Source organism: Kribbella sp. HUAS MG21, from assembly GCF_040254265.1.
Lineage (GTDB): Bacteria > Actinomycetota > Actinomycetes > Propionibacteriales > Kribbellaceae > Kribbella.
The window spans coordinates 2,865,002-2,884,002 of sequence record NZ_CP158165.1; the positions used below are offsets into that span (position 1 = coordinate 2,865,002).

Sequence of the window (19,001 nt, forward strand, 5' to 3'; positions counted from 1 at the left end):
GCGGAAGGCTCTGGGTATGGACATCTTCACGGCAGGACGAGACTTCGTACGGCGCGACGCCCGGGTGCTCGAGCGGCGGCTCTTCGCGACGATCTTCGAGGAGGCTGATCCGCGCGGCGTGGTCGACGCGCTGCGCGGGTTCCAGAACGCCGACGGCGGGTTCGGCCACGGGCTGGAGCCTGACAAGCGGTGCCCGGACAGCCTGCCACTCGACGTGGAGGTCGCATTCGACACGCTGCTGGCGGCCGGTGCCCGTGACGACGAGATGGTCCGGCGGGCCGCCGACTGGCTGGATTCGGTCGCGACCCCGGACGGCGCCGTGCCGCTGTGCGGTCCGGCGGTCGAGGGGTACCCGCGCGCCGAGCACATCACCGACTGGACCTACCGGCCCGGCGTGAACCCGACCGCGGGACTCGTCGGCCGGCTGCACAAGCTCGGCGTCGAACACCCGTGGCGCGACAAGGCCGGCGCCTGGTGCGCGGCCGAACTGGCCAACGGCTTCCCGGAGGACGCCCACGGTCTGCACGAGGCGCTCGAGTTCCTCGAACACACCGATGACGCAGACTTCGACCGAGTCCGCGAGTGGCTCCCGAAGCTCCAGCACTACCGCGGCGACGCGGCCGATCCGTCGTACGGCGTGACGCCCTTGCATCTCGCGCCGACGCCGGACAGCTTCTGGCGGCCGCTGTTCACCGACGAGCAGCTCGACGCGCACCTGGACCGGCTGATCGCCGACCAGCAGGACGACGGCGGCTGGGCGATCACCTGGGAGCCGCCGGGCCCGGCCGCCACTCTCGAGTACCGCGGCATGGTCACGGTCGACGCGCTGCGGACACTGAAGGCCTACAACCGCCTCTAGCCGGACTCGGCGGGATGCTCCACCTGGCGGTCGCCCCACTGGGTGAGGAGTCCGCGGGCGATTTCCAGGTCTTCGCGGAGTGAGCGGTCGGCCAGGTCGTCGGGGAGGGCCGCGAGGGCGTCGGCGAGCCATGGGCCGACGGCCGCCGGGGCGAGGTCGTCGGGGGTGAGACCGGCCAGGCGGATCGCGCGGACGGCGGTGACGAGCTCGCTGGCGAGAACCTCGCGGAGCGCGTCGAGGAGTTGCTTGGTCAGCGCGGCGGCCTGCGGGGCGAAGCTGGCGTGCAGTTCGGCGCCGCGGGACAACGTCGCCGTACCGAGGGTCGCGGGCTGCGCGGACGAGCGGACCGCGGCGAGCGCGTCGTGGGCGACGTACTCGATCATCATCACGCCCGAGCTCGCCTCGGCGCCGCTGGCCAGGAACCGGCTGAGGCCCGTGTAGTCCGGATCGACCAGGTTCGCGACCCGGGTGGTCGAGAGGCTCGCGACGCTGTGCAGGCTGAGGCGCAACGAGTCGAGGGCCAGCGCGATCGGCATCGCGTGCCAGTTGCCGTTGTGCAGCACCGTGTCGCCGGCCACCAGCGGGTTCTCCGCGGCGGCGTTGATGTCGATGCGCACACTGTTGCCCAGGGCATCGGAATGGTCGACGGCCGGACCGAGCACCTGCGCGAACGCGCGCAGGCCGAACGGGTCCTGGACCCGGGCCGGCGGCAGCGGCAACCCGTCGAGCAGTTCGCGCATCCGGCGCGCGACGCGGACCTGTCCGGGCTGCGGCCGGGCCTCGTGCACGCGGACGTCGTACACCTCGGCGTTGCCGCGGAGGGCGACGTGCGACAGTGCGCCGACCAGCGGTACGACGTTGATCAGCGTGGACGCCTCGACGTACGCCAGGCAGCACTCGGCGAGTGTGAACGCGTTGCTGGACAGCAGCGGGAGCGCGCTGGTGCCGTCGATGACGTCGCCGAGCGCGAGCCCGAGCTCCGCGAGCGGGCCGAGGTCGCCGGTGCCGATCGCGCCGCCGCGGTGCAGGTCGGGCAGGTCGTCGTCGTTCAGCAGGCCGATGATCGCGTCCGCGACCTCCGGTTCGAGTCCCGACCCGCCGGCGGCGAGCTGGTTCACCCGGATCAGCAGTCCGAGCCGTACGACGTCCTTCGGGTACGACGTCGTACCGGTCGTCGAGTGCGACCCGAGCAGCCGGGCGCCGTGTTCGGGGTCGGAGGTGAGGACGTCGCGGTTCGCGCCGACGCCGGTGGTCCGCCCGTACACCGGCTGCCGCCCCGCCACCTCGGCCACCAGCTGGGCCGACTCGTGCATCCGCTTCCGCGCGTCGTCGCCCAGGCGCACCGCAGTACGCCGCTGCCCCAGCGCCACCGCCTCCAACGGCGCCAGCCCGGCACCCGTCAGCTCAACCGGCTCCATCCCCTCAGTGTGGAACCGCGGCCCGCCGCGGGGTAACCGACGCGCTCACGCCGATGTCTCGGATCCGAGATGCTGGAACCGTGGACATGCGAAAGGGACCTCGGACATCTGGTCAGATGTCCGAGGTCCCTGGAAACTGTCCGAAGTGCGTGGGGCTTACGACTGGCCGTAGCGCTTCTTGAACTTCTCCACGCGGCCCTGGGTGTCCATCACGCGCTGCTGGCCCGTGTAGAACGGGTGGCTCGCGGACGAGATCTCGACGTCGACGACGGGATAGGTGTTCCCGTCCTCCCAGACGACGGTCTCGGTGCTCTCGCGGGTCGAACCGGTGAGGAAGCTGAAGTTGCCGGACTTGTCCCGGAAGACGACCCGGCGGTAGTCGGGGTGGATGTCCTTCTTCATGCTGCGGTACTTCCTTCCAAGTAGGGGGCGAACGGATCGGTCAGCGGGTGGACCGCTTCGTCCGCACGCAGGACACAACCGTCGAGGCGCTCGCGTAATTCCCGCAGGTCCAGCCCGACGCCGGTGAGCGAGAGGTACGACGCGCGGTCGCCGTACTCCGGGTGCCATTCGAGGGCCGAGCGGGCCTGGTGCTGCTGCCCGACGGCGGCCCAGCGGTCGGCGGGCAGATCGGCCAGCCACGGGCCGAGGACGCCGATCGACACGTTCGTGCCGAAGCTGTCCCAGCTGAGCCGGTTGCGGTGCTGGGTCGCGATCCAGAGCGTGCCGCGGCCGCGGGCGGTGCCGTTGACGAGGTCCTCGAGGGCGTCGTACAGCCGCTCGGGATGGAACGGCCGGTCGGACTGCCACACGAGCGTCTGCGCCGCACCGTCCACCGGCGCCGCGATCGAGCCGTCCTCGACGACGGGGACCTTTTGCCGCAGGCCGAGTAGCCCGGCCGGGGTGGTCCTGACCAGCAGTTGCGGATTGATCGCCGTGGTCAGGGCGCCGACGGTGGTGTCGTCGCTGCTCAGGACGACCGCGTTCGCGGATTCCAGTTGGCGTACGGCGACCTCGGCGATCGCGCGGCCGTCCTCGGCGGCGGTCGGGATGCCGCGCTCGCGGATCAGCTGCTCACCGGTGAGGTCAGCGATGGCGGTGCTCGTGTCGACGGTGGTGACGACCGCGTCGACGGTTAGGTCAGCGTCCTGGTTGATCTCGGTGGCGATCGCGTGGGTGTCGCCCGCGGTCGGGACGTTCACGATCGCCACGTCGTAGCGCTCGACGGCCGCGATGCTCGTGAGCAGTTGGACGAGCGAGCCGCGCATCGCGCACGAGACGCACGGGTGGCCCATCGTGATCACCTCGCGGTCGATCACCCCGGCCGCGGTCCGTGCGGTACGGACGACGGAGCCCGCGGCCAGGGCGCTCACGTCGTACTCGACCAGGACTCCGGCCGGGCCGGCGGCGGCCAGCAAATTCCCCGCGACGGCGCCGCGGAACCCGTCGTCGAGGCCCGTCAGCAAGGTCACCGGCAGCATCGAGTCTCCCGTCTTATTGAAAACGATAACCAATACAATGTACCCTGGGAACCGGAATAGCCGCCACCCCGCGGGCGTTCACCGGGGTGAGAGAGAGGACAGCATGGCCAAGCGCAACGACCTCCGCCCCATCGTCAAGCTCCGTAGTACGGCGGGTACCGGGTACACCTATGTAACGCGGAAGAACCGCCGGAACAATCCCGACCGGCTGGTGATCCGCAAGTACGACCCGAAGCTCCGCGAGCACGTCGACTTCCGCGAAGAGCGGTAGATGGCGACCACCGCGAAGATCGCCCGCAACAACCACCGCCGCCGCACGGCCGCCCACTACTCCGAGCGCCGAGCCGCCCTGAAGGCGACCATCGCAGATCCTGCCGCGTCGGCGGCCGACCGGGCCGCCGCGCAGCTGAAGCTCCAGAAGCTTCCGAGAGACGCCAGCCCGGTCCGGATCCGCAACCGCGACACCGTCGACGGGCGACCCCGCGGCTACATCGGCAAGGCCGGCATCTCCCGCATCCGCTTCCGCACCATGGCCCACCGCGGCGAACTCCCCGGCATCACCAAGTCGTCCTGGTGATCACCGGCCGAGGGACCGCCAGAAGCTGAGGCGGTGATCCGCGGCGAAGTCGGTCCGCGTCGTGCCGGCGACGTTCAGCGACTGGACCGTTCGGTCGTGCCGGGTGGTACGGGGCCATTCGGCCGATCCGGGCATGTTCGGGTCACCGGCGTCGGCGAAGGCGCTCCAGTGTCGGATCAGCTCGTCCGCGAACTCGCTGTCCGGCGCGTCGAAGAGGGCGACGTCGAAGAAGTAGGCGACCTCGCTCATGTGGTGGGTTCCGGTCGGCCAGGCCGGCTCGGGAGTTCCGGCGTACCACGGGGCGTCGCCCGCGAACTCGAAGCTGTACGTCGGCATCCGGGCGGCGAGCAGCCGGTTGGTGGCCGCGGCCGGCACCGACCAGTTGGCGTCGGTCATCACGGTCGCGAGCGCCCGGCCCGCGGGACGGACGTCGGCGTACTCGGCCAGAACCTTGTCGGCGTCGCGGCCGAACCTGGCGCGTATGGCGGTCTCGTAGTCGGACTGACTGATCTTCTTGCCGGAGAGGACCTCCTGCGCGCCGTACCGGCCGGCCTCCTCGTCGTCGTCGACGCCATGCAGGACCGGGACCCGGTTGACCCGTCCGGTACGCAGTGCGTCGGCCGGGTCGCGTGGCAGTACGGCGGTGCCGGTGATCGGCCGGAACTCGGTGTCTTCCGTGGCGGCCAGGAGGTCCTTGGTGTCGACTGTCCGGAGGTCGGCGGCTGTCGTCTTGCCGAAGGACCGTGCCAGCGTGCGGCTGAACTTCTCGGCCTCGTCCCGCGGCTTGGTCGACTGCTGCCCGCACGGCGCGCTCTGGATGATCGCGCGGTGGAAGAGCCCGGCGGCGGTAGGGGAGGCCAGCAGGTCGCAGACGCTGTAGCCGCCCGCCGATTCGCCCATCACCGTCACGCTCCGCGGGTCGCCACCGAAGGCTGCGGCGTTGCGCCGTACCCAACGCAGCGCGGCCTGCTGGTCCTCGAGGCCGAAGTTGCCCGAGTCCGCACCACCGAGCGACGGGTCGGCGAGAAACCCGAAGACCCCGAGCCGGTACTGCGGCTGCACCACGACAACGTCACCGCGCTCAGCGAAGCGCGTTGGCCCATAGAGGCTGTTGCCGCCGTACTTGAAGTCACCTCCGTGCAGCCAGACGACCACTGGCTTGAGTACGCCGCGATCCTTCGGCGCGGTGACGTCGACGTACAGACAGTCTTCCGTGGCGCTCGGCACCGCGATCGGGAACTCACCTTGAGCACAGGAGGGCGCGTACGCCGTCGCGTCCCGGACTCCCGCCCACTTCGCGGGTGGCTGCGGCGACCGCCACCGCTTGTCACCGGTAGGCGGAGCGGCGTACGGAATCCCGCGGAACGTCCGCACCTCCCCCTGCTCAATCCCACGAACCAGCCCGGCCTCGGTCCGCACAACGTCCGCATCGGCCGCAGCAGGCGTCACCCCGATGGCCCCCAACCCGACCACACCCGCAACAGCAAGAACTTCCCGAATCACAGCGACTCCCAACCCTGGACGGCAGATTTGCTGTTCAGCCTTCCGTCCGCACGCCCTCTGCGCAGTCGCCCCAAGCCGCCAATACCTGGTGGTGCTGGACCCACCGCGGCAAGCAGACAGAAAGCGGACGGAAAGCACCCGCGGTTAGCGTCGTCGCACGCCCACTGATCACAAGGAGCTTTCTCGTATGCGCACTCTGACCACCAGGGTCAAGGCGATCCTCGGGGTATTCGTCCTGGCCGCCACCGCGTTCGTGGCCGTCAGCGTCACCCAGTCCGGCGAAGCGGAGGCCGCAGGCTGCCTGGACAGCACCAACCAACACGGCTTCGACCTGCCGAGCAACTCGCTCAGATATCCCAGCAGCGGCTACCTCAGGACTACCAGCAGGTGCCAGGACATCAATCTGCGGGGGAACCCGTGGTACGACCAGAACGTGCGCGCTATCAAGGTGTGCTTCAGGACAGCAGGCTGCCAGGATCGCTGGACGAACGTAGCAGGCAGCAGCTGGTACGAAATCGCCACCAACGTCAAGGACGGCACCGACTACTACCTCAGGTTCTACTCCTACGGAAAGTGGTCCGGCGGCGTAGCCGACTGACCTCCGCGAGCAGGCGTCCCTCACCGCACGCCTGCTCCGCGGTGGTCTGCCCAGCCCGAGTACCCGCGTCGTAGGCGTACCGAAGAACGGGTAGTGGTCAATCGACGCTGCCGGCCTCCCGCCTGGGGCGGTGATCTACCCGCACCGGACCGGCACCACTACCCGTTCTTCGGTACAACTCCCGCGCGCAACGGCCCTGTTAGTTCTTCTACCCGTGCAACCGGCGGGTGAGGGCCTTGGCGGCCTGGCGGATTTTGTGGGCCAGGTGGGGGCGGTCGGTGGGTGGGACGGTGTCGGTGCGGAAGGTGACGCTGATGGCGGCGACCGGATGGCCGGCGTGGTCGACGGCGGCGCTGGCTACGGAGGCCATGCCGGGGGTGATGAAGGAGTCCTCGACCGCGAAGCCCTGGCGCTTCTCCTCGGCCAGCAGGCGGCGGAGTTGGCTGAGCGACTGCGGCCCGAGGTCGGTACGCCGTACGAACGACTCAGGCGACGGGAACAGCGCCCGCACCTGAGCCGGCGGCAGCTCGGCGAGCAGCGCGCGGCCGGAAGCCGTCAACGTCGCCGGCAGCCGCACCCCGACGTCGGTCACCAGCGTGACAGGCCGCGGCGGCTGTTCCTTCAAGAGATAGACCAGCTCCCGACCATGCAGTACGCCGAGATGCGCCGTCTGCCCCACCTCGTGCACCAGCTGGACCAGCAACGGCCGCGCCAACCGCTCCAACGGATCGTGCCGCAGGTAAGCGGACCCGATCTCGAAAGCGGCAACACCCAGCCCGTACCGCTTCTCCTCCGGCAGATGGACGACGAACCCCTCGTCGATCATTGCCCGCAGCAAGTGGTACGTCGACGAGCGCGGCAGGCCGACCGCGGAGGCGATGCGCTCCATCGGTACCGGACCGGGCTGCGTGGCCAGGAACGTCAGCACCCGCAACGTGCGGGTCGAGGCGGGAACGTTGCCGCTCACAACGGCAGCGTAACCTCACACGCCCGACGAGTCCCGCTTCTTCGCCCGGGTCTGCCGCAGCCAGTAGCGGAAGCCCTCGCCGAGCACGGCGACCGCGAACAGCCCGCCGGCGACCGGCCAGTCCATCAAGGCAGGTCCGGACAGCAGGTATCCGACGATCAGCGACAGCACCAGGAAGAAGGCCAGCGAGGTCGCCAGCCGCTTCACAGCGCCTTCTCCGCGGTCCACGCGGCCGAGGTCTCGCGGTAGCCGAGCCACCGGTTGACCGCGAGCATCGGCTCGTTCGCCGCGTCGTTCCCGGTCGATGCGACCGTGAACCCGGCGTCCCGGGCCCGCGCGAGCGCCACGGACTTCACCACCTTCGCCAGCCCGCGGCCGCGCGCCGCGGGGATCGTGCCGGTCAGGTTCGACCAGATCAGCTTCCGGTCCGGGTCCGCGGTCGTGGTCACGAACGACAGCACCCGGTCCCCGTCCAGTACGGCGACGCTCAGGTCGCGCCGCCCGTCCGGGTTGTCCCACGACACCCGGACCCATTCGTCGTACTCCGGTCCGCCGGACAGCCCGCTCGGGTCGTCCTCCCGGACCTGCACCTCCGCGTCGTACAGCTGCCGCGAAGTCACGTCCTCGTAGCTCGCTACCCGCAGTCCGGCGGGCGGCGCGAGCGGCTCCGGTACGGCGGTCAGGTCGGCCGCGGAATGCGTCATCCGCCGCCCGACTGTGAACCCGCGCCCGGTCGCGAAGCGCTGGGAGTCCTCGTCGTCCCCGACGACGACCAGCAGCCGCGCGGCGCCGACGGCGGCGGCCCGTTCGGTGATCGCGGTCGTCAGCGCACTCCCGATCCCGCGCTTGCGGTACTCCGGCGGCACCTGGACGGTGATCCGCACCCGCGGCGCCGCGTCGTCCGGCGGCGGCAGGTAGAGGTTCGCGTACCCGACCACGTCGGGCCCGTCGACGGCGATCAGCACCTCCCGGCTCCGGCCGTGCCGCAGCTCCAGCTCGATCGCCCGTGCCGTCTTCACCAGGTGCGGCACTGCCGCTGCCCACACCCTCGCGATCCCCACCGCGTCCTCCGGCCCCGCCGTCCGGATCTCGAACACCATGGCAGGACTCTACGGCTACCGAGGGTCGCGACCGCTGTCTCAGATCCGAGACGAAAAGTGGTACGGCGCTGCTGTCCGCGCCCGGCCCGGCGCGGTGCAATGTTGGGGTGGAACACACGGTGAACGGCACGGTGAACGTAGGCGCCGGACCGCTGACCCCGGCCCAGGTGGTCGCGGTCGCGCGGTACGGCGCGCAGGTCCGGATCGACGACCAGGCGCTCGAGGAGATCGCGAAGTCCCGGGCCGCGATCGAGGCGCTGGCGCACGCGGACACCCCGCACTACGGCGTCTCGACCGGGTTCGGCGCCCTCGCCACCCGGCACATCGCGCCGGAGCTCCGGGCGCAGCTGCAGCGCAGTCTGATCCGCTCGCACGCGGCCGGTTCGGGCCCCGAGGTCGAGACCGAGGTCGTCCGGGCGCTGGCACTGCTGCGGCTCTCGACGCTCGCCACCGGGCGCACCGGTGTGAAGGTCGAGACGGCCCAGGCGTACGCCGGCCTGCTCAACGCCCACCTCACGCCAGTGGTCCACGAGTACGGGAGCCTCGGCTGCTCCGGCGACCTCGCCCCGCTGTCCCACGTCGCGCTGGCGATCATGGGCGAGGGCAAGGTCCGCGATGCCGACGGCAACCTTCGCGACGCCGCCGAGGCGCTGCCGGCGCACGGTCTGCAGCCGGTCGTGCTGGCCGAGAAGGAAGGTCTCGCGCTGATCAACGGGACCGACGGCATGCTCGGCATGCTGGTGCTCGCGCTCGCCGACCTGGACCGGCTGTTCAAGACCGCCGACCTGGCCGCCGCGATGAGCGTCGAGGCCCAGCTCGGCACCGACCGGGTGTTCGCCGAGGACCTGCAGGCCCTCCGCCCGCACCCGGGCCAAGCAGCGGCCGCCGCCAACCTGCGCGCGCTCCTGCAGGACAGCGCGATCGTCGCCAGTCACCGCGGTCCGGACTGCAACCGTGTCCAGGACGCCTACTCGCTGCGCTGTTCTCCGCAGGTCCACGGCGCGGCCCGCGACACCGCCGCGCACGCCGCCACCGTCGCCGACCGCGAGCTGGCCGCCGCGATCGACAATCCCGTCGTACTTCCCGACGGCCGGGTCGAGTCCAACGGGAACTTCCACGGTGCCCCGGTCGGCTACGTGCTGGACTTCCTCGCGATCGCGGTCGCGGACCTCGCCAGCATCAGCGAACGCCGTACCGACCGCTTCCTGGACGTCGCCCGGAACCACGGGCTGAACGCGTTCCTGGCCGACGACCCCGGTGTGGACAGCGGTCACATGATCGCGCAGTACACGCAGGCCGCGATCGTCTCCGAGCTGAAGCGGCTCGCCGTCCCCGCGAGTGTCGACTCGATCCCGAGCAGCGCGATGCAGGAGGACCACGTCTCGATGGGCTGGTCCGCCGCGCGCAAGCTGCGCAAGGCGGTCGACGGCCTGCAGCGGGTGCTGGCGGTCGAGATTCTCACGGCCGCGCGGGCGCTCGACCTGCGCGCGCCGCTGACTCCCGCGCCGGCCACGGCCGCGGCCAAAGCAGCTCTCCGGGAGCACGTCGAAGGACCGGCCACCGACCGGTTCCTCGCCCCCGAACTCGAGCACTCCGTCCAACTCGTTGCCAATGGCACCTACATCGAAGCCGCCGAGGCCGTCACCGGCCCCCTGCACTAGACAACACTGTCGTAGAAAGGCTGGATCACCCATGTCCGGACCACGTCCTGTCCGCGCCCCTCGCGGTACCACCCTGACCGCCCGCGGCTGGCAGCAGGAGGCCGCGCTGCGGATGCTGCAGAACAACCTCGACCCCGAGGTCGCCGAGCACCCCGACGAGCTGGTCGTGTACGGCGGTTCCGGCAAGGCCGCCCGGGACTGGAACTCGTTCGACGCGATGGTCCGCACGCTGACCACGCTGAAGGACGACGAGACGATGCTCGTGCAGTCCGGCCGCCCGGTCGGCGTCATGCAGACGCACGAGTGGGCGCCGCGGGTACTGATCGCGAACTCGAACCTGGTCGGCGACTGGGCCACCTGGGAGGAGTTCCGCAAGCTCGAGGCGATGGGGCTGACGATGTACGGCCAGATGACGGCCGGCTCGTGGATCTACATCGGCACCCAAGGAATCCTGCAGGGCACGTACGAGACGTTCGGCGCGGTCGCGGAGAAGAAGTTCGGCGGCTCGCTGGCCGGAACCATCACGCTGACCGCGGGGCTCGGCGGGATGGGCGGCGCGCAGCCGCTGGCCGTGACGATGAACGACGGTGTCGCGATCTGCATCGACGTCGACGAGTCCCGGATTCAGCGGCGCATCGAGCACCGCTATCTCGACGTCCGGGCGTCATCCGTGGATGAAGCGCTTCAACTCGCGGAAGCCGCCAAGAAGGAGCGGAAGCCGTTGTCGATCGGTGTCCTGGGCAACGCGGCGACGATCGTCCCGGACCTGCTGCGGCGGGGCGCGCCGATCGACGTGGTGACCGACCAGACGTCGGCGCACGACCCGTTGATGTACCTGCCGGTCGGCGTCGAGTTCGACGACTGGGCGAGCGCGCGGGAGAAGGACCCGGCCGGGTTCACCGAGCGGGCGCAGGAGTCGATGGCGCGGCACGTCGAGGCGATGGTCGGGTTCCAGGACGCGGGCGCCGAGGTGTTCGACTACGGCAACTCGATCCGGGACGAGGCGCGCAAGGCCGGCTACGCCCGGGCGTTCGAGTTCCCCGGTTTCGTACCGGCGTACATCCGGCCGTTGTTCTGCGAGGGGAAGGGCCCGTTCCGGTGGGCGGCGCTGTCCGGCAACCCGGCCGACATCGCGAAGACCGACCAGGCGATCCTGGACCTGTTCCCGGACAACGAGCACCTGTCGCGCTGGATCAAGATGGCCGGCGAGCGGGTCGCGTTCCAGGGCCTGCCGGCCCGGATCTGCTGGCTGGGCCAGGGCGAGCGGGACAAGGCCGGCGTCCGGTTCAACGAGATGGTGGCGTCCGGTGAGCTCGAGGCGCCGATCGTGATCGGCCGCGACCACCTGGACACCGGCAGCGTCGCGTCGCCGTACCGGGAGACCGAAGGCATGCTCGACGGCTCGGACGCGATCGCGGACTGGCCGTTGCTGAACGCGATGGTGAACGTCGCCAGCGGCGCGTCGTGGGTGTCGATCCACCACGGCGGCGGTGTCGGCATCGGCCGGTCCATCCACGCCGGCCAGGTGTCCGTTGCCGACGGCACCGACCTCGCCCGGCGGAAGCTGGAGCGGGTGCTGACCAACGACCCGGCGATGGGTGTGATCCGTCACGTCGACGCCGGCTACGACAAGGCTGTGGAAGTCGCCGATGCGAAGGGTGTCAGGGTCCCGATGCGGGAGAACTGACTGCGGAGTGCGACCGTCGCAACCTGTAGTGCGACGGTGCACTTTCCCACGGAGCGAGAAACCGTGCGATCGCGTGGTTTCAGGCTTTCGGTCCGCTAGGGTCTTTCGGGCGACCGACGACGAGCGCGAAGGGGCGCCATGATCGAGTTCGAGGACGTCACCAAGCGGTATCCGGACGGCACCGTCGCCGTCGACAAGCTGTCCCTGCGGATCCCGAGCAACCAGATCACCGTGTTCGTCGGCCCGTCCGGCTGCGGCAAGACCACGTCGCTGCGGATGATCAACCGCACGATCGAGCGGACCTCCGGGACGATCTCGATCGACGGCCAGGACATCAACGCCCAGGACGCGGTCACGCTGCGCCGCGGCATCGGGTACGTGATCCAGAACGCGGGCCTGTTCCCGCACAAGACGGTGGTGGACAACATCGCCACGGTGCCGAAGCTGCTCGGCTGGGACAAGCGCAAGGCCCGCAGTACGGCGATGGAGCTGCTGGAACGTGTCGGCCTCGACCCCAAGATGGCCGAGCGGTACCCGGCCCAGCTGTCCGGTGGCCAGCAGCAACGAGTCGGCGTCGCCCGCGCGCTCGCGGCCGATCCGGCGATCATGCTGATGGACGAGCCGTTCAGCGCGGTCGACCCGATCGTCCGGCACCAGTTGCAGGAGGAGTTGCTCCGCCTGCAGCGCGACATCGGCAAGACGATCGTGTTCGTCACCCACGACATCGACGAGGCGATCAAGCTCGGCGACAACATCGCGGTGATGCGCGTGGGCGGCAAGCTGGCGCAGTTCGCGCCGCCGTCGGAGTTGCTCGCCAACCCCGCGGACGACTTCGTGCGCGGGTTCGTCGGGCAGGACCGGGGTTACCGCGCGCTGACGTTCATCCATCCGGAGAGCCTGCCGGTGCACCCGTTGCCGGACGAGCTCGCGTTGCGGGACGGCGTACCGGTCGGCTGGAAGAACGGATCCGGCGAACTGCTGCCGGTCGGCTCGGTCTTCCAGCGCGGCGATTCGCTGCGGGCCGCGTTGGACGCCGTACTGACGTCACCGAACGGATGGGGCGTGGTCGTCGACGAGCAGGGCCAGGCGGTCGGCGTGGTCGACCAGGGTGCAGTCGCCGAGGCGTTGCGATCATGAGCTGGATCGGCGACAACCTCGGGCTGATCTGGGAGCAGTTGGTCGAGCACCTGTACCTCGCGATCCTGCCGGTCATTCTCGGGCTGATCGTGTCGGTGCCGTTGGGGTACGTCGCGACGCGCTACTCCTGGCTGGCGAATCCGCTGATCGCGTTCGGCGGCATCCTCTACTCGTTGCCGTCGATCGCGCTGTTCATCGTGCTGCCGGCGATCCTCGGCACGAAGGTGCTGTCCACGGTCAACATCATCGTGGCGCTGACCATCTACGCGGTGTCCCTGCTGATCCGCAACGTGATCGACGGACTGCGTTCCGTGCCGCCCGACGTCCGGCAGTCCGCGGTCGCGGTCGGGTACGGCGCCGTCCACCGGCTGGTCGCGGTGGACCTGCCGATCGCCGTACCGGTCATCTTCACCGGACTGCGGGTGGTCACGGTCGCGAACATCTCGATGGTGAGCGTCGGCGCGGTGATCGGGATCGGCGGGCTGGGGGAGCTGTTCACGCTCGGTTTCCAGAAGGACTTCCTGACGCCGGTCGTGGTCGGTGTGGTGCTGTCGCTGGGACTGGCGCTGCTCGCGGACCTCGTGCTGGTCACGTTGCAGCGTGTCCTGACTCCTTGGGCGCGTACCGCGACACCTGTGGTGGAGGTGGCCTGACATGTGGGAGTACCTGACCGACCCGTTCAACTGGTCCGGCACCGAAGGAATCTGGGCGCGGATCCTGCAGCATCTCTGGTACACGTTCGCCGCGCTGGCACTGTCGCTGGTGATCGCGCTGCCGGTCGGGATGCGGATCGGGCACACCCGGCGCGGCGCGTTCCTGGCGATCAACGCCGGCAACGCGGCGCGGGCGCTGCCGAGCCTCGGCCTGCTGATGCTGGCGGTGCTGCTCACCGACCAGATCGGCTTCCTGCCGGTGCTGATCGCGCTCGTCGCGCTGGGTGTCCCGCCGATCCTCGCGTCGACGTACGCCGGTCTGTCCGGTGTCGATCCGGCCACGATCGACGCCGCACGAGGAATGGGGATGACCGGGCGCGAGATCCTGACCAAGGTGGAGATCCCGATCGGGCTGCCGTTGATCATCTCCGGCGTCCGCAGCGCGACGCTGCAGATCGTGTCGACCGCGACGATCGCGGCGCTGGTGTCGCTCGGTGGCCTCGGGCGCTACGTGATCGACGGGCTGAAGCTGCGCGATTTTCCGCAGATGTTCACCGGCGCGCTGCTGGTGGCGCTGCTGGCGCTGCTGCTCGACGCGTTGTTCGCGCTGATCGGACGGTTCACGGTCTCCCGCGGTCTGAAGATCGGCTGACCTCGACCGAACTGTCCGACGTACCTGATGAACTTGAGACACATCCATCGGCACCGGCCGGTGGCTGAACGAGAACACTGGAGGCTCTCGTGTTGAGATCCACACTCATCCGTACTGCGATCGCCGGAGTGGCGGTGCTCGGCCTGGCCGGTTGTGGGGGTGGGGGCGACCAGCTCGGCGGCAACGACGCGGGGTCCTCGCCCGCGCCGTCCAAGGTGACCAGCATCACCGTCGGGTCCGCCGACTTCTCCGAGAGCCAGCTGCTGGCGGAGATCTACGGGCAGGCGCTGGCGGCCAAGGGCATCGAGGTGAAGAAGAAGCCGAACATCGGCAACCGCGAGACCTACATGGCGGCGATCAAGGACGGCTCCGTCGACCTGCTGCCGGAGTACACCGGTGCCGCGCTGCACTACTTCAAGAAGGACGCCACCGAGACCGAGGACCAGGCGACGTACGACGCGCTGAAGGGCTCGCTGCCGTCGGGCCTGGAGGTGCTGGAGAAGTCGCCGGCCGCGGACGAGGACACCATCGTGGTGACCAAGGCGACCGCGGACAAGTACAACCTGAAGTCGCTCGCCGACCTGAAGCCGGTCGCCAAGGACCTGGCCGCCGGTGGCAGCTCCGAGTTCAAGGTGCGGGACGCGGGGCTGAAGGGCCTCAAGGAGAAGTACGGCGTCGAGTTCGGCAAGGAGTACAAGACGCTGGACGCGGGTGGTCCGCTGAGCCTGAAGGCGCTGCTGGACAACCAGATCCAGGTGTCGAACTTCTTCACCACGCAGGCGCTGATCAAGGACAACAACCTGGTCATGCTGGAGGACCCGGAGAACATCCTGCCGCCGAACAACGTCGTCCCGCTGATCCGGACCGACCACAAGTCCGACGACGTCGTGTCGGTGCTGAACGCGGTGTCGGCGAAGCTGACCACGGAGGGCCTGACCGAGATGGTCAAGCGGATCGACGTCGGCAAGGAGAGCGCCGACGCGGTCGCCAAGGACTGGCTGTCGAAGAACCCGCTGGCCTGAACCTTGAGCTTCGAATCCCTCTGGGCCGACCAGTCCGCCATCGGCCGCGACCCCGACACCGGCGGCTACACCCGCGGCGGCTGGACCCCCACCGAACGCGAGGCGACGCACTGGTTCCTCGACCAGTGCGCCGCCCGCAACCTCACCATCCAATCCGACACCATCGGCAACCACATCGCCTGGTGGGGTTCGCCGGACAGTCCTGGCGTGGTCACCGGTAGTCATTTGGATTCGGTGATCGATGGTGGGGCGTTTGACGGGCCGTTGGGGGTGGTTTCGGCGCTGGCGGCTGTGGACCTGCTGCGGGCTGAGGGGTTTGTGCCTTCGGTGCCGATTGGGATCGGAGCTTTTGTGGAGGAGGAAGGGTCGCGGTTCGGGATGCCTTGTCTGGGGTCTCGGGTGGCGGCGGGGGTGGTGTCGGCGGAGCAGGCGTTGCGGTTGACGGACCGCGCCGGGGCCTCGCTGGCGGTGGCGCTCGAGGAGGCGGGGATCGACCCGGCGGGGGTCGGGCCGTCGCCGCTGCTCCAGCGGATGGGGACCTTCGTCGAGTTGCACGTGGAGCAGGGGCGCGGGCTGACCGCGCCGGTCGGTGTGGCGAGCTCCATCTGGCCGCACGGGCGGTACCGGTTCACGTTCAGCGGTGAGGCCAACCACGCGGGCACCACGCTGATGGAGGACCGGCACGACCCGATGCTCACCTACGCGATGACCGCGCTCGCCGCCAACAAGCAGGCCCGGCTCGCCGGCGCCCGCGCGACGTTCGGGCGCCTGTCCGTGGAGCCCAACGGCACGAACGCCGTACCGTCGCGCGTCACCGCCTGGCTCGACGCCCGCGCCGCCGACACCGCGACCCTCGAATCGTTGCTCGCAGCAATCACCAAGCAGGCGACCGAGCGCGCCGACCGCGACGGCACCACCCTCGAGGTCACGGCCGAGTCCGTGTCGCCGATCGTCGACTTCCCCGCGAGCCTCCGCGACCGCCTGGTCGACGTACTCGACGGCGCCCCGGTGCTGCCGACCGGCGCCGGGCACGACGCGGGCGTGTTCTCGGCCGCCGGCATCCCGACCGCGATGCTGTTCGTCCGCAACCCGACCGGCGTCTCGCACTCCCCGGCGGAGTACGCCGAGATGGACGACTGCCTGGCCGGCGTCGACGCCCTCGCCGCCGTACTGAAGGACCTCGCCAAGTGACCTCGTACTGGTGCGAGACCGCCGTCCTCCCCAGCGGTCTCGCACACCGGGTCCTGGCGACCGTCGAGAACGGCCGCTTCACGAGCGTCCGGCCGGACACCGACCCGGGCACCGCGACCAGGCTCCACGGCCTGATCGTCCCCGGTCTCGCGAACTGTCACAGCCACGCGTTCCACCGGGCGCTCCGCGGCCGCACGCAGACCGAGCGCGGCACGTTCTGGACCTGGCGCGAGCAGATGTACGCCGTCGCCGCCGCGCTCACCCCCGACACGTACTACGAGCTCGCGAAGGCGACGTACGGCGAGATGCTGCTCGCCGGCGTCACCGCTGTCGGCGAGTTCCACTACCTGCACCACGCACCCGGCGGCCACCGGTACGACGACCCGAACGCCATGGGTACGGCGCTGATCGCCGCCGCGCGCGATGCCGGCCTCCGGATCGCGCTGCTCGACACCTGCTACGTGGCGGGTGGGATCGACCAGCCGCTCAACGACGTACAGCAGCGCTTCAGCGACGGCGACGCGACCGCCTGGGCGTCGCGGGTCGCGCAGCTCAGCGGCGCGGACGACGTCGTGATCGGCGCGGCCGCGCACTCGATCCGCGGCGTTCCGCAGGATCAGCTCGGTGCCGTCGCGTCGGCGTTCCCCGACGTACCGCTGCACATCCATCTGTCCGAGCAGGTCGCGGAGAACGAGGCGTGCCTCTCGGCGTACGGACGGACGCCTTCGCAGGTGCTCGACGAGGCGGGCTTCCTCAGCGGGCGGACGAGTGCGGTCCACGCGACGCACCTGACCTCGGTCGACATCGGGCTGCTCGGCAGTTCGGCGACGTACTCCTGCTTCTGCCCGACGACCGAGCGCGACCTCGCGGACGGCATCGGCCCGTCGGCGCAGCTGCGCGACGCGGGCTCGCCGTTGACGCTCGGCTCCGACAGCCACGCAGTGATCGATCTGTTCGAGGAAATGCGTGCCGTCGAGCTCGACGAACGCCTGGCAACGCAGGAGCGCGGCCACTGGTCCGCGGCCGAGCTGCTCCGGGCCGCGACCGTCGACGGCCATCGATCGATCGGTTTCGAGGATGCGGGGGTGATCGAAGTGGGTGCACGGGCGGATCTGGTCGCGCTCCGGCTCGACAGCGTGCGGACAGCGGGCACCGGCGGGACCGTGGAGACTGCCGTCTTCGCCGCCGCGGCCGCGGACGTCACGGATGTGGTTGTCTCCGGCAGGCACCTGGTTGCCGAGAGCAAGCATCAGGCGATGGACGTGGCGGCCGCGCTGACCACCTCGATCGGTGCGGTGACCGCATGAGCTCGCTGTTGCTGACCGGCATCGGTTCGCTGGTGACGAACGACCCGGCCCGCGGCGGTCCGCTCGGTGAGGTGCTGGACGCGGCGCTGGTGCTCGACGGCAGCAAGGTCGGCTGGGTTGGGCCCCGGCAGGAGGCGCCCGCGGCGGACTCCGCGATCGACCTCGGCGGGCGCGCGGTGATCCCGGGCTTCGTCGACTCGCACGCGCACTTGGTGTTCGCGGGTGATCGCGCCGAGGAGTTCGCGGCCCGGATGACCGGTACGCCGTACTCCGCCGGCGGCATCCGCACCACGGTCGCGGCGACCCGCGAGGCCACCGACCAGCAGCTGACCGCGAACGTGTCCCGCCTGGTGACCGAGATGCGACGGCAGGGCACGACGACCGTCGAGATCAAGTCCGGGTACGGCCTGACGGTCGCGGACGAGGCGCGGGCGCTGCAGATCGCGCGGCAGTTCACCGACGAGACGACGTACCTCGGTGCCCACGTGGTGCCGGCCGACTACGCCGACGACCCGGCGGGGTACGTCGAACTGGTGACCGGCCCGATGCTCGACGCGGCGGCCGAGCATGCGAAGTGGATCGACGTCTTCGTCGAGCGCGGCGCCTTCGACGCGGACCAGGGCCGCGCGATCCTCCAGGCCGGCCAGGCGCGTGGACTGCAGGCGCGCGTGCACGCCAACCAGCTGGGCGAAGGTCCCGGCGTACAACTCGCCGCCGAGGTGGGCGCGGCCGCCGCCGACCACTGCACGTACCTGACCGACGCCGACGTCGACGCGTTGGCGTCCAGCGGGGTGGTCGCCGGGTTGCTGCCCGCGATCGAGTTCTCCACCAGGTCGCCGTACCCGAACGCCCGCCGCCTCCTCGACGCCGGCGTCACCGTCGCGCTCGCCACCGACTGCAACCCCGGCTCGGGCTACTCGTCCTCGATGCCGTTCTGCATCGCGCTCGCCGTCCGCGAGATGCACATGACGCCGGCCGAGGCCCTCTGGTCCGCCACAGCCGGCGCCGCCACGTCCCTCCGCCGCACCGACATCGGCCACCTCACCCCAGGCGCCCGAGCCGACCTCGCCGTCCTCGACGCCCCGTCGTACCTCCACCTCGCCTACCGCCCCGCCGTCCCCCTCGTCACCCAGACGTTCGTCGGCGGCCGCCCGGTCTAACTACCGATCCCCAGGCCATCACAATCGG

Annotated in this window: 20 protein-coding genes; 13 read left to right on the forward strand and 7 right to left on the reverse strand. The window is 70.2% G+C overall.

Features of this window, described 5'->3' with window-relative positions; all coding sequences use genetic code 11:
* Window positions 1-16: 16 nt before the first annotated feature.
* Window positions 17-859, forward strand: coding sequence for a hypothetical protein (locus ABN611_RS13975; RefSeq protein WP_350280288.1), 843 nt, complete (start codon window positions 17-19; stop codon window positions 857-859).
* Here the strand turns inward: ABN611_RS13975 and ABN611_RS13980 are convergent.
* From ABN611_RS13980 to ABN611_RS13990, 3 genes are all read right to left on the reverse strand, one after another.
* Window positions 856-2,277: an aromatic amino acid lyase gene (locus ABN611_RS13980; RefSeq protein ID WP_350280289.1), complete on the reverse strand. Its 1,422-nt coding sequence runs from the start codon at window positions 2,275-2,277 to the stop codon at window positions 856-858. The genes ABN611_RS13975 and ABN611_RS13980 overlap by 4 nt on opposite strands.
* Before the next feature lie 156 nt (window positions 2,278-2,433).
* On the reverse strand, window positions 2,434-2,679 hold the full coding sequence (locus tag ABN611_RS13985; protein WP_350280290.1) for a type B 50S ribosomal protein L31: 246 nt from the start codon (window positions 2,677-2,679) through the stop codon (window positions 2,434-2,436).
* The gene (locus ABN611_RS13990; RefSeq protein WP_350280291.1) at window positions 2,676-3,758 is read right to left on the reverse strand and encodes a GTP-binding protein; all 1,083 of its coding nucleotides are present in this window, start codon (window positions 3,756-3,758) and stop codon (window positions 2,676-2,678) included. Before ABN611_RS13990 ends, ABN611_RS13985 begins: the two co-directional genes overlap by 4 nt.
* A gap of 103 nt (window positions 3,759-3,861) precedes the next feature.
* On the opposite strand from ABN611_RS13990, the gene rpmG reads away from it, so the two are divergent.
* The gene (gene rpmG, locus ABN611_RS13995) at window positions 3,862-4,029 is read left to right on the forward strand and encodes a 50S ribosomal protein L33 (RefSeq protein ID WP_350280292.1); all 168 of its coding nucleotides are present in this window, start codon (window positions 3,862-3,864) and stop codon (window positions 4,027-4,029) included.
* The gene (gene rpsN, locus ABN611_RS14000; protein ID WP_350280293.1) at window positions 4,030-4,335 is read left to right on the forward strand and encodes a 30S ribosomal protein S14; all 306 of its coding nucleotides are present in this window, start codon (window positions 4,030-4,032) and stop codon (window positions 4,333-4,335) included. It abuts the gene before it with no gap.
* Here rpsN and ABN611_RS14005 read toward each other — a convergent pair whose 3' ends face one another.
* A complete protein-coding gene (locus ABN611_RS14005) occupies window positions 4,336-5,838 on the reverse strand; it encodes a carboxylesterase family protein (RefSeq protein WP_350280294.1) in 1,503 nt (500 codons plus the stop codon).
* 187 nt (window positions 5,839-6,025) lie between these two features.
* Between ABN611_RS14005 and ABN611_RS14010 the strand changes: the two genes are divergently transcribed.
* Window positions 6,026-6,436 (forward strand): hypothetical protein, encoded by a 411-nt coding sequence (locus ABN611_RS14010; protein WP_350280295.1) that lies wholly within the window; start codon window positions 6,026-6,028, stop codon window positions 6,434-6,436.
* Window positions 6,437-6,644: 208 nt separating this feature from the next.
* Here the strand turns inward: ABN611_RS14010 and ABN611_RS14015 are convergent, their stop codons facing one another.
* The 3 genes from ABN611_RS14015 to ABN611_RS14025 are packed head-to-tail and all read right to left on the reverse strand — an operon-like array spanning window position 6,645 to window position 8,503.
* A complete protein-coding gene (locus tag ABN611_RS14015; protein ID WP_350280296.1) occupies window positions 6,645-7,403 on the reverse strand; it encodes an IclR family transcriptional regulator in 759 nt (252 codons plus the stop codon).
* Between the two features lie 15 nt (window positions 7,404-7,418).
* The gene (locus ABN611_RS14020) at window positions 7,419-7,610 is read right to left on the reverse strand and encodes a hypothetical protein (protein WP_350280297.1); all 192 of its coding nucleotides are present in this window, start codon (window positions 7,608-7,610) and stop codon (window positions 7,419-7,421) included.
* Window positions 7,607-8,503: a GNAT family N-acetyltransferase gene (locus ABN611_RS14025; RefSeq protein WP_350280298.1), complete on the reverse strand. Its 897-nt coding sequence runs from the start codon at window positions 8,501-8,503 to the stop codon at window positions 7,607-7,609. The genes ABN611_RS14020 and ABN611_RS14025 overlap by 4 nt, the downstream gene beginning before the upstream one ends.
* Before the next feature lie 107 nt (window positions 8,504-8,610).
* Here ABN611_RS14025 and hutH point away from each other — a divergent pair, with 107 nt between their 5' ends.
* The 9 genes from hutH (at window position 8,611) to hutI (ending at window position 18,973) form a co-directional block, all read left to right on the forward strand.
* Window positions 8,611-10,164, forward strand: coding sequence for a histidine ammonia-lyase (hutH, locus tag ABN611_RS14030; protein WP_350280299.1), 1,554 nt, complete (start codon window positions 8,611-8,613; stop codon window positions 10,162-10,164).
* Window positions 10,165-10,195: 31 nt separating this feature from the next.
* A complete protein-coding gene (hutU, locus tag ABN611_RS14035; protein WP_350280300.1) occupies window positions 10,196-11,851 on the forward strand; it encodes a urocanate hydratase in 1,656 nt (551 codons plus the stop codon).
* A gap of 138 nt (window positions 11,852-11,989) precedes the next feature.
* On the forward strand, window positions 11,990-12,988 hold the full coding sequence (locus ABN611_RS14040; RefSeq protein WP_350280301.1) for an ABC transporter ATP-binding protein: 999 nt from the start codon (window positions 11,990-11,992) through the stop codon (window positions 12,986-12,988).
* Entirely contained in the window at window positions 12,985-13,641 is a 657-nt protein-coding gene (locus ABN611_RS14045) for an ABC transporter permease (protein WP_350280302.1), read from the forward strand. Before ABN611_RS14040 ends, ABN611_RS14045 begins: the two co-directional genes overlap by 4 nt.
* A gap of 1 nt (window position 13,642) precedes the next feature.
* Entirely contained in the window at window positions 13,643-14,293 is a 651-nt protein-coding gene (locus ABN611_RS14050) for an ABC transporter permease (protein WP_350280303.1), read from the forward strand.
* Window positions 14,294-14,382: 89 nt separating this feature from the next.
* The gene (locus ABN611_RS14055; protein ID WP_350280304.1) at window positions 14,383-15,315 is read left to right on the forward strand and encodes an ABC transporter substrate-binding protein; all 933 of its coding nucleotides are present in this window, start codon (window positions 14,383-14,385) and stop codon (window positions 15,313-15,315) included.
* Between the two features lie 3 nt (window positions 15,316-15,318).
* Window positions 15,319-16,506, forward strand: coding sequence for an allantoate amidohydrolase (locus ABN611_RS14060; protein ID WP_350280305.1), 1,188 nt, complete (start codon window positions 15,319-15,321; stop codon window positions 16,504-16,506).
* On the forward strand, window positions 16,503-17,813 hold the full coding sequence (locus ABN611_RS14065; protein ID WP_350280306.1) for a formimidoylglutamate deiminase: 1,311 nt from the start codon (window positions 16,503-16,505) through the stop codon (window positions 17,811-17,813). Before ABN611_RS14060 ends, ABN611_RS14065 begins: the two co-directional genes overlap by 4 nt.
* Window positions 17,810-18,973: an imidazolonepropionase gene (hutI, locus tag ABN611_RS14070; protein ID WP_350280307.1), complete on the forward strand. Its 1,164-nt coding sequence runs from the start codon at window positions 17,810-17,812 to the stop codon at window positions 18,971-18,973. Before ABN611_RS14065 ends, hutI begins: the two co-directional genes overlap by 4 nt.
* Window positions 18,974-19,001 lie beyond the last annotated feature (28 nt).